Here is a 15708-nt window from a genome sequence, read left to right as displayed (position 1 = left end):
CCGGTCCGGCCCGCTCCGGCGGACGCGAACGTTTGCGTCGGTGACCCGCGCGATATCCTGATCGTTCGGAGGTGTGAACAATCGATGATCGGAACCAGCGGGATGACGGCGTGACCAGCCGTACCGACGCCGACGGAACGACGGACAGTACCCCGGATCTCCCGCCCCCCGATCACGCCGCCGAGAAACCCCACCCCCGACTGGCGGTGGCGGTGCTCTGCCTCGCCGGGATCGTCGTGGCGCTGATGCAGACCATCATCGTCCCGCTGATCCCCCAACTCCCCGCGCTGTTGCACGCCGACGCCTCCGACACCACGTGGGCGATCACCATCACCCTGCTGCTCGGGGCGGTCGCGACACCGATCGGCGGGCGGATCGGCGACATGTACGGCAAACGCCTCGCCATCCTGGTCAGTCTCGGGTTCGTCGCCGTCGGATCCGTCGCGTGCGCCGTCGCGACATCCCTCCCGCTGTTCATCATCGGCCGCGGGCTGCAGGGTCTCGGCTTCGGCATCGTCGCGCTCGGGATCAGCGTGATGCGCGACATCGTCCCGCCCCGCCACCTCGGCTCGTCGGTGGGAACCATGAGCGCCTCGCTCGGTATTGGCGGTGCACTCGGCCTGCCGGTCGCCGCCCTCATCGCCCAACACGTGAGCTGGCACGCCCTGTTCTGGTCGTGTGCGGGCGCCGCCACCCTGGCCGGTGTCGGTGTGGCCCTCACGGTGCGCTCGACCGCCAAGCCCTCGGGTGGCCGGTTCGACGCCCTCGGCGCGCTCGGCCTGACCGTGCTGCTCGTCTGTTTGCTGCTGCCGCTGTCGAAGGGCGCCGAGTGGGGCTGGTCCCACCCACTCACGCTCGGCCTGTTCGCCGGCTTCGTGGTGTCCACGAGCGTGTGGGTTTTCGTCGAGCTCCGTCGTGCCAGTCCGCTGATCGATCTCCGCATCCTGGCCAAGCGCCCCCTGCTGCTGACGAATCTGGCCTCGATCGCCACCGGGTTCGCCTTCTACGCCATGCAACTCATCCCGATCCAGCTGCTGATGGCCCCGACGAACAGCCCTGACGGCTTCGGGTACGACATGGTCCACGCGAGTCTGATCCTCGCGCCCAGCGGACTGGTCATGTTCGTGTTCTCGCACATCAGCGGCCGCATCAACGCCGTCTTCGGCGCGCGGATCTCGCTCGCCCTGGGCGCGGTCATCATCGGCATCGGCTATGTGATCTTCATCGTCGGGATCGCCGGCCCATGGGATCTGACGTGGATTCACATGCTCGTGATCGCCTGCTGCATCGGCGCGGGCCTCGGCATCGCCTACTCCGCGATGCCGGCCCTGATCATGCAATCGGTCAGTGTGGAGCAGACCGGTGAGTCCAATGGTGTCAACGCACTCATGCGGATCGTCGGGACCTCGACCGCCGCCGCGGCGGTCGGCATGCTGCTCACCTGGTCGATGATCTCGGTTCCCGTCGCCGACGGGACCTCGATCGGGGTCCCGACCGCGGAGGGGTATCTGTGGGCCTCCGGCATCGCCCTCGTGATGAGCGTGATCGCCGCGGTGGTCGCCTTCGCGATTCCTGCGCACGGACGCAGCACCGAACCCCGGTCTGACGCGACGACGAGGACTCGGAACCGGCCCGCCGGCCACGAGATGCGGACCGCACCGGATGCACGTAGCGTGACGCCGTGCTTCTTTCGACGTCGATCTCTGCGATCCGCTCCGGCGGGCGCATCGGCCTCGTACGGTGGGAGCCACCCACCGCTGCACCCCGCCTCCTCGACAAGGCACGCTGATGGACCTCACCGCCGTCTCCCACTACCGGTTCGCGCGCGTCCGCGACGAGGCGTTCCCCGGTCCCGGTGAACAGATCGTCGCCGGTGGCACGTGGGTGTTCTCCGAGCCACAGCCGGCGACCACCGGACTGGTCGACCTGAGCGAGATGGATTGGGCACCTGTCGAAAACCTGCCCGGAGGCGGCCTCCGGATCGCGGCCACCTGCACGATCGCCGAGCTCGCCGCGATCCCGCCGCGCCCCGGCTTCGAGGCCCAACCCATGTTCGCGCAGTGCGCGAACGCGCTGCTGGCGTCGTTCAAGATCTGGAACATGGCCACGGTCGGCGGCAACATCTGCCGGTCATTCGCCGCGGCGTCGATGGTCTCCCTCGCGGTCGGACTCGATGCGACCGCGCACGTGTGGACACCCGACGGCACCGACCGCGACCTGCCCGTCGCCGAGCTGGTCATCGGGAACGGGATCAATCTGCTCGGACCGGGAGAAGTACTGCGCGCCATCGATTTCCCTGGTCATGCGTTGCGTGCGCGGACCGCGGTGCGCAAGATCGCTCTCGCCGAACTCGGCCGCTCGGGGGCCGTGGTGACCGGCCGGGTCGACGACGACGGCGCCGCCACCTTCGGGATCACCGCAGCCACCGAATGGCCGACGGTCCTGCGCTACCCCGTGGTGCCGACCCGCGACGCGCTCCACGACGACATCGTTGCGGCCAGCGGCTATTACACCGATCCGCTGGGCTCTGCCGACTGGCGCCGCGGGGTCTCGGCCGTCCTGGGCGAGGAGATCCGAGCGGAACTGGCCCGGCGGACGCCGGTGACCGACGAGGGATTCGGAGCCGACGGATGAGGTTCGAGGTCAACGGCGAGCAACTCGACGCCGAACCCGCCGCGGGACAATGCCTGCGAATGTTGTTGCGCGAGCACGCCCATTACGAGGTCAAGAAGGGTTGCGACGCCGGGGACTGCGGGGCGTGCTCGGTGCTCGTCGACGGAGAACCCGTGCACTCCTGCATCTTTCCCGCTCATCGCGCCGCCGGGAAGTCGGTCACGACGGTCTCCGGCCTCGGTACCCCGGACGACCTGCACCCCGTCCAGCAGTCGTTCGTCGACAACTTCGGGTTCCAGTGCGGGTTCTGCACCGCCGGGATGATCGTGACGGCCTCCACCGTCACCGCCGACCATCTTCCCGACCTGCCGCGCCGGATGAAGGGAAACCTGTGCCGCTGCACCGGTTATCGCTCCATCCGGGATGCGATCACCGCGGCCGTCGCGCCCGTCGACGCCCCGACCGCGGCGCCTCCGGCCACCGGACCACGCCCCCTCGTCGGCAGTTCGGTCAACCCGATCGCGGCTCGACGGGTGGTGACCGGCACCGAGCCGTACACCTTCGACGTCCCGACGCCCGGGACGTTGCACATCCACGTGCTCGGGTCGCCGCACGCACACGCACGGATCACCGCCATCGACACCACCGACGCGGCCGCGCTCCCGGGCGTCGAACTGATCCTCACCCACGAGAACGTCTCGACCGCCAGGTTTTCCACGGGTCGGCACGAGAATCGCCTCGAGGACCCGGATGACACACTCGTCTTCGACCCGGTCGTGCGGTTCGTCGGCCAACGGGTCGCGGCGGTGGTGGCGTCGTCCCCGGCCGTCGCCGACCAGGCGCTGGCGCTCATCGACGTCACCTACGAGGTGCTCCCGGCGGTGTTCGACCCGGAGGAGGCCCGAACTCCCGGGGCGCCGCTGCTCCACCCCGATCGCACGCCCGCCGACCGGGTCGCCGAGGCCGACCGTAACGTCGTCGCAACCTTCCACGAGGGTTTCGGCGGCGACATCGACGACGCCCTCGCCGCGTCGTCGGCAACCGTGCACGGAACCTGGTCCAGCGGACGGGTTTCGCACGCCCAGCTCGAGACACACGGCTCGATCGGGTGGCTCGACGAGCACGGACGCCTCGTCATCCGGACCAGTACGCAGGTCCCGTTCCTCGTCCGCAACGAGCTCGCGCTCCTCGTCGACCTGCCACCCGAGCGCATCCGGGTCTTCAGCGCCCGCGTGGGCGGCGGGTTCGGCGGCAAACAGGAGATGCTGACCGAGGACCTCGTCGCCCTCGCCGTACTCCGCACGGGCAAACCCTGCGCCTACGAGATGACGCGCACCGACGAGCTGACCCGAACCACCTACCGGCATCCGATGCGGGTCACCGTCGACGTCGGCGCCGACGAGGACGGCAGGCTGACGGGCCTGCGGGTGAACCTGTTGTCGGACACCGGCGCCTACGGCAACCACGCGATCGGCGTGATGTTCCACGCCTGCGCCGAATCGGTGTCGGTGTACAACTGCCCGGTCAAGCGGCTCGACGCCGAGGTCGTCTACACCAACAACCCGCCGTCGGGCGCGTTCCGCGGTTACGGCCTCGGCCAGGTGGTCTTCGCCGTGGAGAGCGCGATGGACGAACTCGCGATCGAACTCGGCATCGACCCGTTCGAGTTCCGGCGTCGCAACGCCGTCGCCGACGGCGACCCACTCCTCATCGCACGCGCCGAGCCCGAGGTCGACCTGGTCTACGGCAGCTACGGACTGGACCAGTGTCTCGACCTCGCCGAGCGGGCGATGCGCAGCGGCAACGGGGTCGAGGCACCGCCGGGCGAACGATGGCGCGTGGGTGAGGGCATGGCCATCGCCGCGATCGCCACCATGGCCCCGCGCGGGCACTTCGCCGACGTCACCGTCGCGGTCGACGCCGCGGGCACCTACCACGTGGGGGTCGGGACCGCCGAGTTCGGCAACGGCACCACCACCGTGCACGCCCAGATCGTCGCCACCGCCCTGTCGACCGGGCTGGATCGCGTCTCGCTGTGGCACGGCGACACCGATGCCGTCACCCACGACACCGGGGCCTTCGCCTCGGCCGGCACGACGGTCGCCGGAAAGGCCGTGTACTCGGCCTGTCTCGCGCTGCGCGACGCCCTCGTCGACGCTGCCGCGCGCCTCACCGGCTCCGAACCCACAGCGATCGGACTCGTCGCCGACGGTGCGCTCGTCGACGGTCGGGTCGTCGGGTTCGCCGACCTCATCGGTGCCGTCGATCCGTCGAACCGGGTCGACCACCCGGGCGGCCCGCGCGCCGTCGCCGCGGGCGCCGAACGCGGTGAGATGAGATCCATCGCGTTCAACGTGCAGGCGTTCCGCGTCGCGGTCGACACCGAGACCGGCACCGTGCGCATCCTGCAATCGGTCCATGCGGCCGACGCCGGCACCGTGATGAACCCCGAGCAGTGCCGGGGACAGGTCGAAGGCGGTGTCGCACAGGGAATCGGGACCGCCCTGTACGAAGAGATCATGATCGACGACCACGGGCGGCCACTGACGAACGTCTTCCGGGTCTACCGCGTGCCGCAGATGGCCGACGTCCCCGTCACGGAGGTCTATTTCGCCGACACCAGCGACGAACTGGGTCCGTTCGGCGCCAAGTCGATGAGCGAGTCACCGTACAACCCGGTCGCGCCGGCACTCGCCAACGCGATCCGACGGGCGCTCGGGATCAGACCCCGCGAGACACCGATGTCGCGAGACCGGATCTGGCGGCTCACCCGGTCGGAATGAACCCGACTCGTTAGCACCGCGTAACACTCTGCGCGACAGCCACTTCGGGTCGCGGCGCGGTGGTCACAAATCTGCGCCCACTCTCGCCTATCGCTTGCGGCGGCGGAACTTCGGGCGGAAACTCCTGCTTGTCACAGTTGTCCAGAGAAGGGCGTCGCCATGACTCACACCGCACCCACCAACGAGAACCACGGTCCATCCGTCAAGCAGGGCATCGCCGCGGGGACATCCGTCGGCGCCGCGATCATCCTGACCGTCCTCGGTGTCATCCAACTGGCCCAGGGCATCGCCGCAGTCGCCGAGGACGAGGTCTTCGTCCGCGGCGTCGAATACATCTACAAGCTCGACTTCACCACCTGGGGCTGGATACACATCGCGTTGGGCGTCGTGATGGTCATCGTGGGCATCGCATTGATGACCGGCGCGACCTGGGCGCGGTTCACCGCGATCGTGATCGCGGGCCTCTCGATCATCGCCAACTTCCTGTGGTTGCCCTACTACCCGTGGTGGTCGATCCTGATCATCGCCCTCGACATCGTGGTCATCTGGGCCGTGTCCACCTGGCACCCGAAGGCCGAGTACCGGTAGGGGGCCCGGGCGACCAGGCGCGGTCGAGATGGCCACGGACACCAACGGGCACGACGTCGAGCGCAGCGTCGGCATCACCGATGCCGAACGCGCCGAACTCGAACGACTCAGAGCCGAAGTCGCACAATTACGCCAGGAGACCGGGAGCGGGCCTCCGTCCGGTGCCGCGACGTCGATACAGCGGCACCGGTGGCGCTGGTTCGCGGTCGCGCTCCTGTGCGTGCTCGTCGCGGTGCTCGCCATCACCTCGGTGACCTCGCGGTTCATCCGCGGCGAGATCCTCGACACCGATCGCTACGTCAGCACCGTCGCCCCGCTCGCCTCGGACCCCGCTGTCCAAGCGGAGATCTCGAACACGATCACCGACGAGATCTTCGGTCGCATCGACGTCGAGGCGCTCACCGCGGCCGCGCTGACCACCCTGACCGACGCGGTTCCGGCCACCGAGAACGCACCGCGCGTCGATCGTGCGGTCGAGGGCCTCGCACCAGTGCTGGCCGGCCAGGCACGCGGATTCGTCCAGCAGACCGTGTCGTCATTCGTCGCCAGCGATCAGTTCGAAACGCTGTGGTTGCAGGCGAATCGGGCCGCACACACGGCCCTGGTCGCGGTGGTGACGGGCGATGTCGGGCCGTCGTCGGTGACCGTGGACGACTCCGGCACGGTGAGCATCTCGCTGGGCACCGTGATCGACAACGTCAAGGCACGCCTGCTCGACCGCGGATTCACCTTCGCCGAGAAGATACCCGCTGTCGACAAGCAGTTCGTCCTCTTTCGCTCGCCCGAACTCGTTCGGGCCCAACGCGCCGTCTCGGCGCTCGACACCGCCGCCGACGTCCTGCCGTGGCTGACGATCGCGCTCGCGTTCGCCGCGGTCGCGGTCGCACCCCGCGGCCGGCGCATGCGGGCTCTGTCACTCGCGGGGCTCTCGCTGGTCCTCGCGATGCTCGTCCTGGCCATCGGCCTGCTGATCGGGCGAGCGCTCTACCTCGATGCGATGCCTCCCGACATCCTCTCCCCCGACGCCGCATCCGCCGCCATCGACACCGTGCTCGACCCGTTGCGTCTGGCCCTGCGTGCCGTGGCGGTCCTCGGCCTCGTGGTCGCCGTCGGTGCCTACCTGCTGGGCGGGTCGGCGTCGGCCGCGGCGGTGCGACGCGGGTTCGGCCAAGGCCTCGACTCGGTGCAACGGATGCGGCGGTCACGACCGCCGAACGCGTTCGAGGAAAGCCTGTTCCGTGCACGGATCGCGTTGCGCAGCGCGATCATCGGTATCGCAGCGCTGCTCCTCGTGTTCTGGAGTTATCCGACCGGGCTGGTGGTGCTGCTCATCGCCGTCTTCGGGCTCCTCGCCCTGCTGATCCTCGAACTCGTCATCAGGCCGGCGAAGACCTGGGCCGCAAAGGACCGGAGCGAGGAGTCGGACCCACCGGATCAGGAGACGCCCGGCGCGGCGACGCCGGCCGTCGAGACGGTATGAGTCAGGCGTCGGTCGCCGCCGAGGTCGCGCCGCCCACGACACGCAGATGGTGGGCGCGCGCGGCCATGGCGCTGGCCGTCGCCGCGATCCTGCTGCCGGTGGCCGCCGCCGGCCTCCTCCGCCTGCTGGGCCTCCTGGCGATCTGTGGTGTCTGTGCCGTCGTCATCGTCGCCGCGGTGTACTGGTTCTTCATCAGCCGTCGTGTCCTCCGCATCGTCTCGGCCGCTCTCGCCGTCCTGCCGGTGGCGGTTCTCGTGGTGTTCCTCCTTCGCGAGCGACAGCTCTGGGTCGTGATCGCCGCGGCGCTGCTGGCAGCCGCAGCGGTGGGGTGCGGCCGGCGCGCGCTCCGACCGTCCCGCATCGACTCGCTGATGCCCGAGCACGCGGCCCCGGATGTCCACCGTCCGTTCATCATCATGAATCCACGTTCCGGTGGCGGGAAGGTCGTCCGGTTCGACCTGCAGCGTCAGGCCGAGTCCCTGGGCGCCGAAGTCGCGTTGCTCGACGGGCCGGTGGAGATCGACGTGGTGCAGCTGGCGCGAGACGCCGTGGCCCGCGGAGCCGACCTGCTCGGGGTCGCGGGCGGTGACGGCACCCAGGCGCTCGTCGCGGGCGTGGCCGCTGAATCCGGCGTCCCCTTCCTGGTCGTCAGCGCCGGCACCCGAAACCATTTCGCGCTCGATCTCGGACTCGACCGTCAGAATCCCGCCCGGTGTCTCGACGCTTTACGGGACGGCGTGGAGTTCCGCGTCGACCTCGGTCACATCAACGGCCGCCCCTTCGTCAACAACGCGTCGTTCGGGATCTACGCCGAAGTCGTCCAGAGCCCGCAATACCGGGATGACAAGACGCGCACGGTGTTACGCATGCTCCCCGACCTGCTGGGCAGAGGCTCGACGTCTGGTCTGCGCGCTGTCATCGGGAACGAGTCGGTCGCCGACCCCCAGGCGATCCTGGTCAGCAACGGCCCGTATGCCACCAACGACGTGGCCGGGCTCGGTCGTCGCACCCGCATCGACGAGGGGCGCCTGGGCGTCGTCACCGTCTCGGTGTCCGACACCCGGCAGGCCGTCGGACTCTTGCGGCGTACACACGATCAGGGGCTCGTCCAGCGGACCGCCACCGACGTGACCGTCGACGCCGACGCCGAGGTCATCCCGGTCGGGGTCGACGGCGAATCGCTCCAGCTCACGACGCCGGTGCGGTGCACCATCACGCCCGGAGCGCTCCGCGTACGAGTCCCCCGGCACCGGCCCGAGACCCGGGTCGCGCCACCACAACTGGACTGGCTGCAGTTGTGGTATCTGGCGTGGAACCCACACCGGGCCTCGTAGCCGCCCGTTCGGTCAGCGAAGAGCTCGCCGGGGTGCCACCGCTTCCACGGCCGAGATCGCGGACACCGCCGGACTCCGGCGACGTCGCACCCACTTCTCCGCCTCCACCACGACGGGGATGATCAGCGACCATCCGATGCAGGCGAGCCACTGGCCGCCGGTCAGCGAGGTCGTCTGCAGCAGGTCTTGCAAGAATCCGAGCTCCACCGCGAGCACGGTGACGATGATCGGGATCGACAGGATCTTCACGGCGTTGACGATTGGAGGTGTGAGGCCCGACTCCGGATCGCGCCGCATCACCAGCCCGGCGAACACCGAACCCAGGGACAGCACCACGAAGCCCATGGTCATCGGGACGTTCGGTTCGGTCGGGCTCATCGGACCGGGCGCCACCATCATCGCGACGAAGGTCACCGCGAACTGCAGGACCCCGTAGGCGAACCACTGCACGAACGACGCGCGATTCGTGATCGGCTGTTTCGGGTCCCGTGGTGGTTTGGCCATCAGATCCGGTGCCGGCGGGTCCTGCATGATCACGATCACCGGGAACAGGGTGATGAAGAAGTGCTGGAAGACCACCATCAGCGGCGCCAGCGCGACGCCCTCGTTGATGTCGAAGATGCTCGCGACCAGGAACAGGAGCACCAGTGAGAACAGCTTGGACATCTGGTAGCGGATGTAGGCGACGATCTTGTCGTAGACGCTGCGCCCCAAGCGAATCGCGGTGATCAACGTCCCGAAGTTGTCGTCGGTGAGGATCAGCTTGCCGGCCTGCTTGGTGACCTCGCTGCCCGAGCCCATCGCCACACCGATGTCGGCCTTCTTCAGCGCGGCCGCGTCGTTGACCGCGTCGCCGGTCATCGCGACGACCGCGCCCTGGCGCTGCATCACGTCGGCGAGCCGGAGTTTGTCCGACGGCGTGACACGCCCGAACACATGCAACCGCGGAAGCGCCTCGGCCAGTTCCTCATCGGACATCGCGGCGAGTTCGGTACCGCTGATGGCCCCGGGACCGAGTCCCAGCTGCGCACCGATCGCCGACGCGGTTCCCGTGTGGTCCCCCGTGATCATCCGCACATCGATCCCCGCGGCGTGCGCCGTCCGGACGGCGTCGACGGCCTCGGCACGCAACGGGTCGATGATCCCGACCATCCCGACGAAGACGAGATCGTCCACGAACGCCATCGGGTCGGCGGTCACCTCGGCCTCCCGGCCGTCGAGCACGCGCGCGGCGAAGGCCAGCACACGTAGGCCCTCGGCCGACATCTGCTCGTTGGCCGCCTCGATCTCGGCCCGGACCTCCGCCAGCTCCACCATCTCCCGTCCGGGGCGGAACGCCCAGCGGCAGCGGTTCAACACGACATCCGGACCGCCTTTGACCATCTCGACGAAACGGACGGTGCCGTCCACCGGCAGCCGGTGGAACGTCGCCATGAACTTGTAGGCCGAGTCGAACGGAACCTCGGCGAGACGGGGATAGGTCTGGCGGGTGAGCGGCGCGTCGACCCCCATCTTGGCTGCCAGCACGATCAGCGCCGCCTCGGTCGGATCGCCGATGACGGCGCCGGCGTCCGACACGGTGGCGTCGCTGTCGAGGCACAGTCCGTACGCGAGCATGGTGAAGTCGGGAACCGGCTCGCCCGCCGCCTGGGTGATGCTCCCGGTCTTGCCGTAGCCCTCACCGTCGACGGCGAACCACTGACCGTGGAAGTACAACGAGCGCACCATCATCTGGTTCATGGTGAGCGTCCCGGTCTTGTCCGAGTTGATCAGACTCGTAGCGCCGAGCGTCTCCACGTCGGTGAGGTTCTTGACGACCGCCTTCGCATCCGCGAGCTGCCGTGCCCCGAAGGCGAGCATCGCCTGCACGAAAGTGGGCAGACCGGAGGGAATCGCCGAGATGCCCATCGAGATACCGAGCAGCATCACCGTCGCCAGGTCTTGTCCGCGCACCAGCCCGATCACCACGATGATCGCCACGGCGGTCCAGGCGATCACGCCCAGGATCTTGGTGAGCGAATCCAGCTCGCGCTGCAGAGGTGACCGCTGCGGGGCGATCGCCGACAGCATCGACGCGATCTGCCCCATCTGCGTCCGCATCCCGGTCTCGGTGACGACCATCGTCGCCGTGCCGCGGGTGACCGAGGTGTTCTGGAAGAGCATGTTGCTGCGGTCACCCAGGGCCAGCTCGACATCGGTGAGTGCGGCGGGGTCCTTCGGGATCGGCGCGCTCTCGCCGGTCAGCGCGGCCTCCTGGGTCTCCAGCGTGGCGGCCCGCACCAGACGTCCGTCGGCCGGCACCAAGTCGCCGGCTTCGAGCTGCACGATGTCCCCGGGAACGAGTTGCGCCGCTGGCACTTCGACCAGGACTCCACCCCGGACCACGCGGGCCTGCGGAACCTGAATCCGCGCCAAAGCGTCCACGCTGGCCCGGGCCTTCAGCTCCTGCCGAGTGCCCAGCACCAGGTTGAGCACCACCAGGGCGGCGACCACCAGCGCGGTCGAGACCTCCGCGATCACCAGGCTGACGATCACCACGGCGATCAGCATCAGGTTCATCGGGTCCTTCAGCTGCAGCAGCACCAGTGCGGCCACCGACGGGGCCGGTTCTGCGGCGATCACGTTGTCGCCATACCGCGTCCGTCTGTCGTCGATCTCGGCCGACGACAGTCCACCGGTGCTGTCGGACTCGAGCGCCGACACGACGGATTCGACATCCTGGACGTGCCAGGCCGGTGCGGGGGCGTCGTCCTCCCGACGTTCCGGTGACGACGGCGGGCGTGCGATGGCCATACAACTCTCCTGCCTCGGGCTCGGGCGGTGTGGTGACTACTCGACTGCGGTTCGGTATCGGGTCGTCAATACGGGGTCGGGATCCAGTGCAGGGCCTGCTCGGGTGGCCGATAGCCCTTGGCCTTCTGCCGCTTCGGCAGTTCGATCCGGGGACGTTCGAGCGGCGTGTAGGGAACCTGACCGAGAAGATGCTCGATCACATTCAGCCGACCCCGTTTCTTCTCGTCGGTGGAGACGACATACCAGGGCGCCCAGCCCGTGTCGGTGAACCGGAACATCTCGTCGCGGGCCCGCGAATAGTCGTACCAGCGGCTGTAGGACGCGAGGTCCATGTCGGACAGCTTCCAGATCTTCCGCGGATCGTCGATCCGGCTCTGCAGGCGAAGGGTCTGCTGTTCCTCGCTGATCTCGGGCCAGTACTTGAGCAGAATGATCCCCGACTCGACCATCGACCGTTCTACCGTGGGCACCTGTTCCAGGAACTGGTGGGCCTGCTTCTCCGTGCAGAACCCGAGCACTCGTTCGATACCGGCCCGGTTGTACCAACTGCGGTCGAAGATGACGACCTCGCCCGCCGCGGGCAGATGCGGAATGTACCGCTGGAGGTACATCTGCGACTTCTCCCGTTCGGTGGGAGCGGGCAGCGCGACCACGCGGAAGACCCGCGGGCTCACCCTGGCCGTGATCGCCTTGATGACACCACCTTTGCCCGCCGTGTCCCGGCCCTCGAAGACGATGCAGACCTTCGCCCCGGTCGCACGGACCCATTCCTGCATGGCGACCAACTCGGCGTGCAGCGGTTCGAGATGCTTGCGGTACTTCTTGCCCGACATCGGGCCCGACGGGCCGTCGTGATCCGGGCCTCGGAGTTGACCCGAGGACGATGAGAAATCAGGCATGGCCGTACGCTCCCGTGGCTGGACCGAATGACTAACTGGTCATTCTGTGCCACGTCCGAGACATCCGCGCGGTAACCGACGAAGACGACGCGCAATTGTCGTGGCCGGTACGGGGCACACCGTCGCATGCTCGATCGTGACCAATCGTTTCCCCGATGAGCCGGCAGCCGCAAAGGTTTTCCCGCAGAATGTGCCAATGGCTCGGGTTGAGGAGATGCTCGAAGTCGAACAGGTGATTCGTCGCCTGATCGCACGGTTTCCGGTTATGACTGTCGATGACATCAACGCTCGTGTGCGCGCCATTCACGGACGGTTCGCCGACTGCAAGGTCAGGATTTTCGTGCCGTTGCTGATCGAAAAGGCGGCTCGACGCGACATCGAGGACTTCCTGGCACAGCCGGACCACCTGACGCTTGTGTCGCCGACGCCCGGTACCACGCCGCGGGCGCCCGAGGTGCGCGCCGACGAGGTCGCCTGAACCCGGCCCGATCGTGTCGGCATGGTCCGACACGACCGGGCCTGTTCGTCAGCCCCGCAGCAGCCCCTTGGCGACATGGGTCACCTGGATCTCGTTGCTCCCCGCGTAGATCATGAGCGACTTGGCATCGCGCGCAAGCTGTTCCACGCGGTACTCGGCCATGTAACCGTTGCCGCCGAACAACTGCACCGCCTCCATCGCGACGTCGGTGGCCGCCTTGGACGAGTACAGCTTCATCGCCGACGCCTCGGACAAGCTCAGCGGCTTGCCCGCCCTGCCCCGCTCGAGGGCACTGAAGAGCATGTTCTGGACGTTGATGCGCGCGACCTCCATCTCGGCCAGCTTGAGCTGGATGAGCTGGAACTGTGCGATCTCCTGGCCCCACAGCTTGCGGTTCTTCGCGTAGTCGATCGAAAGCCGTTGCGCCTCGTTGATGATGCCCAGCGAGAGGGCGGCGATCCCGACCCGCTCCGCGGTGAAACCGGCCTTGGCGCCTTCGGATCCGCGCGCGTCCGAACCGGTGTCCTCGGTCTCGCCGAGCAGTCGGTCCTTGCCGACGCGCACGTTGTCGAAGAACAGCTCGCCCGTCGGCGAACTCATCATGCCCATCTTCTTGAACGGCTTACCCTGGGTGAGCCCCGGCATACCCTTGTCCAGCACGAACGACAGCACCTTGCGGTCGCGCATCGGCGTTCCGCTGCCGTCGTCGAGCTTGGCGAACACGACGATGGTGTCGGCGTAGGGGCCGTTCGTGATGAAGGTCTTCTGCCCGTTGAGGATGTAGTCGTCACCGTCACGACGAACCGTGGTCTTCATGCCGCCGAGCGCATCCGACCCGGAGTCGGGTTCGGTGATCGCCCAGGCGCCGACCTTCTCCATGGTCACCAACTCGGGCAGCCAGCGCTTCTTCTGCGCGAGCGTGCCCTTGCCGCGGATGGTCGAGGCGGTCAGCCCCATGCTCACTCCCAGCGACGCGACGAGGCCCAGACACACACCCGCGAGCTCGATGTTGACCATCATGAACATCGATCCGCCCATGCCGCCGCCATCGCCGGAGGACTTCTTCTTCTCGCCCTTGGCTTCTGCCTCGAGCTCCTTCTCGAGCGCATCCTTGGCCATGGCATCGACACCGAAGCTCGACAACAGCTTGCGGGTGATGTCGTACGGCGGCAGGACGCCGGACTCGAGTTCGTCGAGATGGGGCCGGATCTCCTTGTCGATGAACGCCCGCAAGGCGTCCCGAACCATCAGATCTTCATCGGACCACTCGAACATCGTCACACTCCCAGACCGGTGTCCGCCCGGGGCGAACATGTTTCAGTTTTGTCGTCCCCAACTGTGTCAGGAGTCACTGCCGATGTCTAGGTACGCCGTCGCGAATCTGTTCCTATCAGGTGTTTGCGCAGGTGTAGATGGTCGCCGGGCGGACCTCGTGGGCGAAGAACCGCTCCACGCCCGGGCACAGCAGGGCCTGGGCCACCGGCATCGCCACCACCACCCAACGGTCGGCGAGCCCGGAGCGGCCGTCGCGCCAGAGATGGACGCGGCCGACGAAATCCGCAAGGCTCTCGCCCCCGTGTGGCCGGGCACCGGGATCGGCGAACCACGCGCCGAGCTCGACGGGATCGATCTCCTCCGGAGTGCGGCCTGCCCACGCTCCGACGTCCAGCGTCCGCAGGGCGTCGTCGACGAGGGCGTCGGAGGCACCCAGGAGTTCGGCGGTCTCCCGGGTCGCGATCTCCGGACCACAACTGCCGACCGTGCGCGTGGAAGTCGCGGCCAGGCGGAGCACGTCCCGGCGGCCCCGCTCGTCCAGAACCTGATCACCGCCGAATCGCACCGACCGATTGGGGCCGGTGCGACCGGCGGTGATGATCTGCATGCGCGAAACGATCGCCGCCTCAGTGCTGGGCGGCGACCGCCGGGGCGCGGTCGGCGGTACGCGAGCGCGCCATCGCCCCCAGCAGCAGGGCGAACACCACGGTGAGAACCGTCCACAGGATCACCTGGTTGGCGATGGCGTAGACCCGGAAGTCCCCGATCACGTCACCGGGGAAGCCCGGGAACACGATCTGACCGGCGTCGTTGCGAACCGGCTCGGGGACCTCGGCGAAGGACGGCAGGAACGCGAGCACGATCGCTACGCCGGCCAGGTAGGCGGCGACAGCGGCGACGGCCGAGACGAATCCGCCGATCCGCGGACGCAGCCACAACGCCAGGACCACGGCCGCGATGGCCAGGATCACCGACGCCACACTGATGGTGAGGAAGGCTCCGGTTCTCTCGCCGATGGTGTCGTCGTCGCCGACGGCGGGCGGATTCGCCGGGTAGGCGAAGAACGGCACGGCGAACACGGCGACGAAACCGATCGCGCCGAGCACACCCGCGACCGCGCGCGGGTCGGTCGCGGGATGGCGACTGCCGAGATGACTCCAGAGCACCGTGAACGCCACCGCGAAGAACGCACCCATGCACACCGCGAACACGACGTTGCCGACACCGGCGCCGAGGTTCTCCTGCATGGCCCGCGTGAACAGCTCGCCGCCCTCACCGTGCGTGTGGCCACCCGGTTCGGCGGCGTGGGCCAGTGCCTCCTCGGCCTCCGAGCGGGCGCCTTCGTAGTCGATGGCCTTGGCGACGACCGGTTCGAGGTAGAACCGGGCGAACACGAACGAGACGATTCCGGCGATCAGACCTGCGAGCAGGCCGGCGCCGATGAATTTCTTCTCCATATGTACTT

11 protein-coding genes and 1 pseudogene are annotated in these 15708 nt (G+C 68.1%); 7 read left to right on the top strand and 5 right to left on the bottom strand.

The genetic code is table 11. The features are described 5' to 3' along the window. Positions 1–110 precede the first annotated feature (110 nt). From BCM27_RS09365 to BCM27_RS09340, 6 genes and pseudogenes are all read left to right on the top strand, one after another. A pseudogene (locus BCM27_RS09365) lies at positions 111–1652 on the top strand (MFS transporter); the annotation flags it as partial. Between the two features lie 136 nt (positions 1653–1788). Then, positions 1789–2634 (top strand): FAD binding domain-containing protein, encoded by an 846-nt coding sequence (locus BCM27_RS09360; RefSeq protein ID WP_004021648.1) that lies wholly within the window; start codon positions 1789–1791, stop codon positions 2632–2634. Then, the gene (locus tag BCM27_RS09355; RefSeq protein WP_004021649.1) at positions 2631–5396 is read left to right on the top strand and encodes a molybdopterin-dependent oxidoreductase; all 2766 of its coding nucleotides are present in this window, start codon (positions 2631–2633) and stop codon (positions 5394–5396) included. The genes BCM27_RS09360 and BCM27_RS09355 overlap by 4 nt, the downstream gene beginning before the upstream one ends. Positions 5397–5555: 159 nt before the next feature. Beyond that, a complete protein-coding gene (locus BCM27_RS09350; protein ID WP_004021650.1) occupies positions 5556–5984 on the top strand; it encodes a DUF7144 family membrane protein in 429 nt (142 codons plus the stop codon). Between the two features lie 28 nt (positions 5985–6012). Beyond that, entirely contained in the window at positions 6013–7464 is a 1452-nt protein-coding gene (locus BCM27_RS09345) for a hypothetical protein (RefSeq protein WP_004021651.1), read from the top strand. Beyond that, positions 7461–8798, top strand: coding sequence for a diacylglycerol/lipid kinase family protein (locus tag BCM27_RS09340; protein ID WP_004021652.1), 1338 nt, complete (start codon positions 7461–7463; stop codon positions 8796–8798). The genes BCM27_RS09345 and BCM27_RS09340 overlap by 4 nt, the downstream gene beginning before the upstream one ends. 12 nt (positions 8799–8810) lie before the next feature. Here the strand turns inward: BCM27_RS09340 and BCM27_RS09335 are convergent, their stop codons facing one another. Continuing rightward, positions 8811–11591, bottom strand: coding sequence for a cation-translocating P-type ATPase (locus BCM27_RS09335; protein WP_004021653.1), 2781 nt, complete (start codon positions 11589–11591; stop codon positions 8811–8813). A gap of 65 nt (positions 11592–11656) precedes the next feature. Further along, entirely contained in the window at positions 11657–12490 is an 834-nt protein-coding gene (gene ppk2, locus BCM27_RS09330; RefSeq protein WP_033203579.1) for a polyphosphate kinase 2, read from the bottom strand. Positions 12491–12626: 136 nt separating this feature from the next. On the opposite strand from ppk2, the gene BCM27_RS25940 reads away from it, so the two are divergent. Continuing rightward, entirely contained in the window at positions 12627–12968 is a 342-nt protein-coding gene (locus BCM27_RS25940) for a three-helix bundle dimerization domain-containing protein (protein ID WP_174316850.1), read from the top strand. Positions 12969–13016: 48 nt separating this feature from the next. Here BCM27_RS25940 and BCM27_RS09320 read toward each other — a convergent pair whose 3' ends face one another. The 3 genes from BCM27_RS09320 to BCM27_RS09310 all read right to left on the bottom strand — a co-directional run bounded on the left by BCM27_RS09320 (position 13017) and on the right by BCM27_RS09310 (position 15700). Then, positions 13017–14243 carry an acyl-CoA dehydrogenase family protein gene (locus BCM27_RS09320; RefSeq protein ID WP_004021656.1) on the bottom strand — a complete coding sequence of 409 codons (1227 nt, stop codon included), beginning with the start codon at positions 14241–14243 and terminating at the stop codon, positions 13017–13019. 115 nt (positions 14244–14358) lie between these two features. After that, positions 14359–14850 (bottom strand): histidine phosphatase family protein, encoded by a 492-nt coding sequence (locus BCM27_RS09315; RefSeq protein WP_004021657.1) that lies wholly within the window; start codon positions 14848–14850, stop codon positions 14359–14361. Positions 14851–14869: 19 nt separating this feature from the next. Then, positions 14870–15700 carry a CbtA family protein gene (locus BCM27_RS09310; protein ID WP_004021658.1) on the bottom strand — a complete coding sequence of 277 codons (831 nt, stop codon included), beginning with the start codon at positions 15698–15700 and terminating at the stop codon, positions 14870–14872. Between the last annotated feature and the right edge of the window lie 8 nt (positions 15701–15708).

The sequence above is a fragment of the Gordonia terrae genome, from assembly GCF_001698225.1.
In the GTDB taxonomy this organism is placed as follows: Bacteria; Actinomycetota; Actinomycetes; order Mycobacteriales; family Mycobacteriaceae; genus Gordonia; species Gordonia terrae.
This window is presented reverse-complemented; position numbering and strand designations above follow the sequence as displayed.

Coding starts and splice junctions, on each gene's coding strand:
- BCM27_RS09360 (WP_004021648.1), top strand. CDS start 1,789: ATGGACCTCACCGCCGTCTCCCACTACCGGTTCGCGCGCGTCCGCGAC.
- BCM27_RS09355 (WP_004021649.1), top strand. CDS start 2,631: ATGAGGTTCGAGGTCAACGGCGAGCAACTCGACGCCGAACCCGCCGCG.
- BCM27_RS09350 (WP_004021650.1), top strand. CDS start 5,556: ATGACTCACACCGCACCCACCAACGAGAACCACGGTCCATCCGTCAAG.
- BCM27_RS09345 (WP_004021651.1), top strand. CDS start 6,013: ATGGCCACGGACACCAACGGGCACGACGTCGAGCGCAGCGTCGGCATC.
- BCM27_RS09340 (WP_004021652.1), top strand. CDS start 7,461: ATGAGTCAGGCGTCGGTCGCCGCCGAGGTCGCGCCGCCCACGACACGC.
- BCM27_RS09335 (WP_004021653.1), bottom strand. CDS start 11,591: ATGGCCATCGCACGCCCGCCGTCGTCACCGGAACGTCGGGAGGACGAC.
- ppk2 (WP_033203579.1), bottom strand. CDS start 12,490: ATGCCTGATTTCTCATCGTCCTCGGGTCAACTCCGAGGCCCGGATCAC.
- BCM27_RS09320 (WP_004021656.1), bottom strand. CDS start 14,243: ATGTTCGAGTGGTCCGATGAAGATCTGATGGTTCGGGACGCCTTGCGG.
- BCM27_RS09315 (WP_004021657.1), bottom strand. CDS start 14,850: ATGCAGATCATCACCGCCGGTCGCACCGGCCCCAATCGGTCGGTGCGA.
- BCM27_RS09310 (WP_004021658.1), bottom strand. CDS start 15,700: ATGGAGAAGAAATTCATCGGCGCCGGCCTGCTCGCAGGTCTGATCGCC.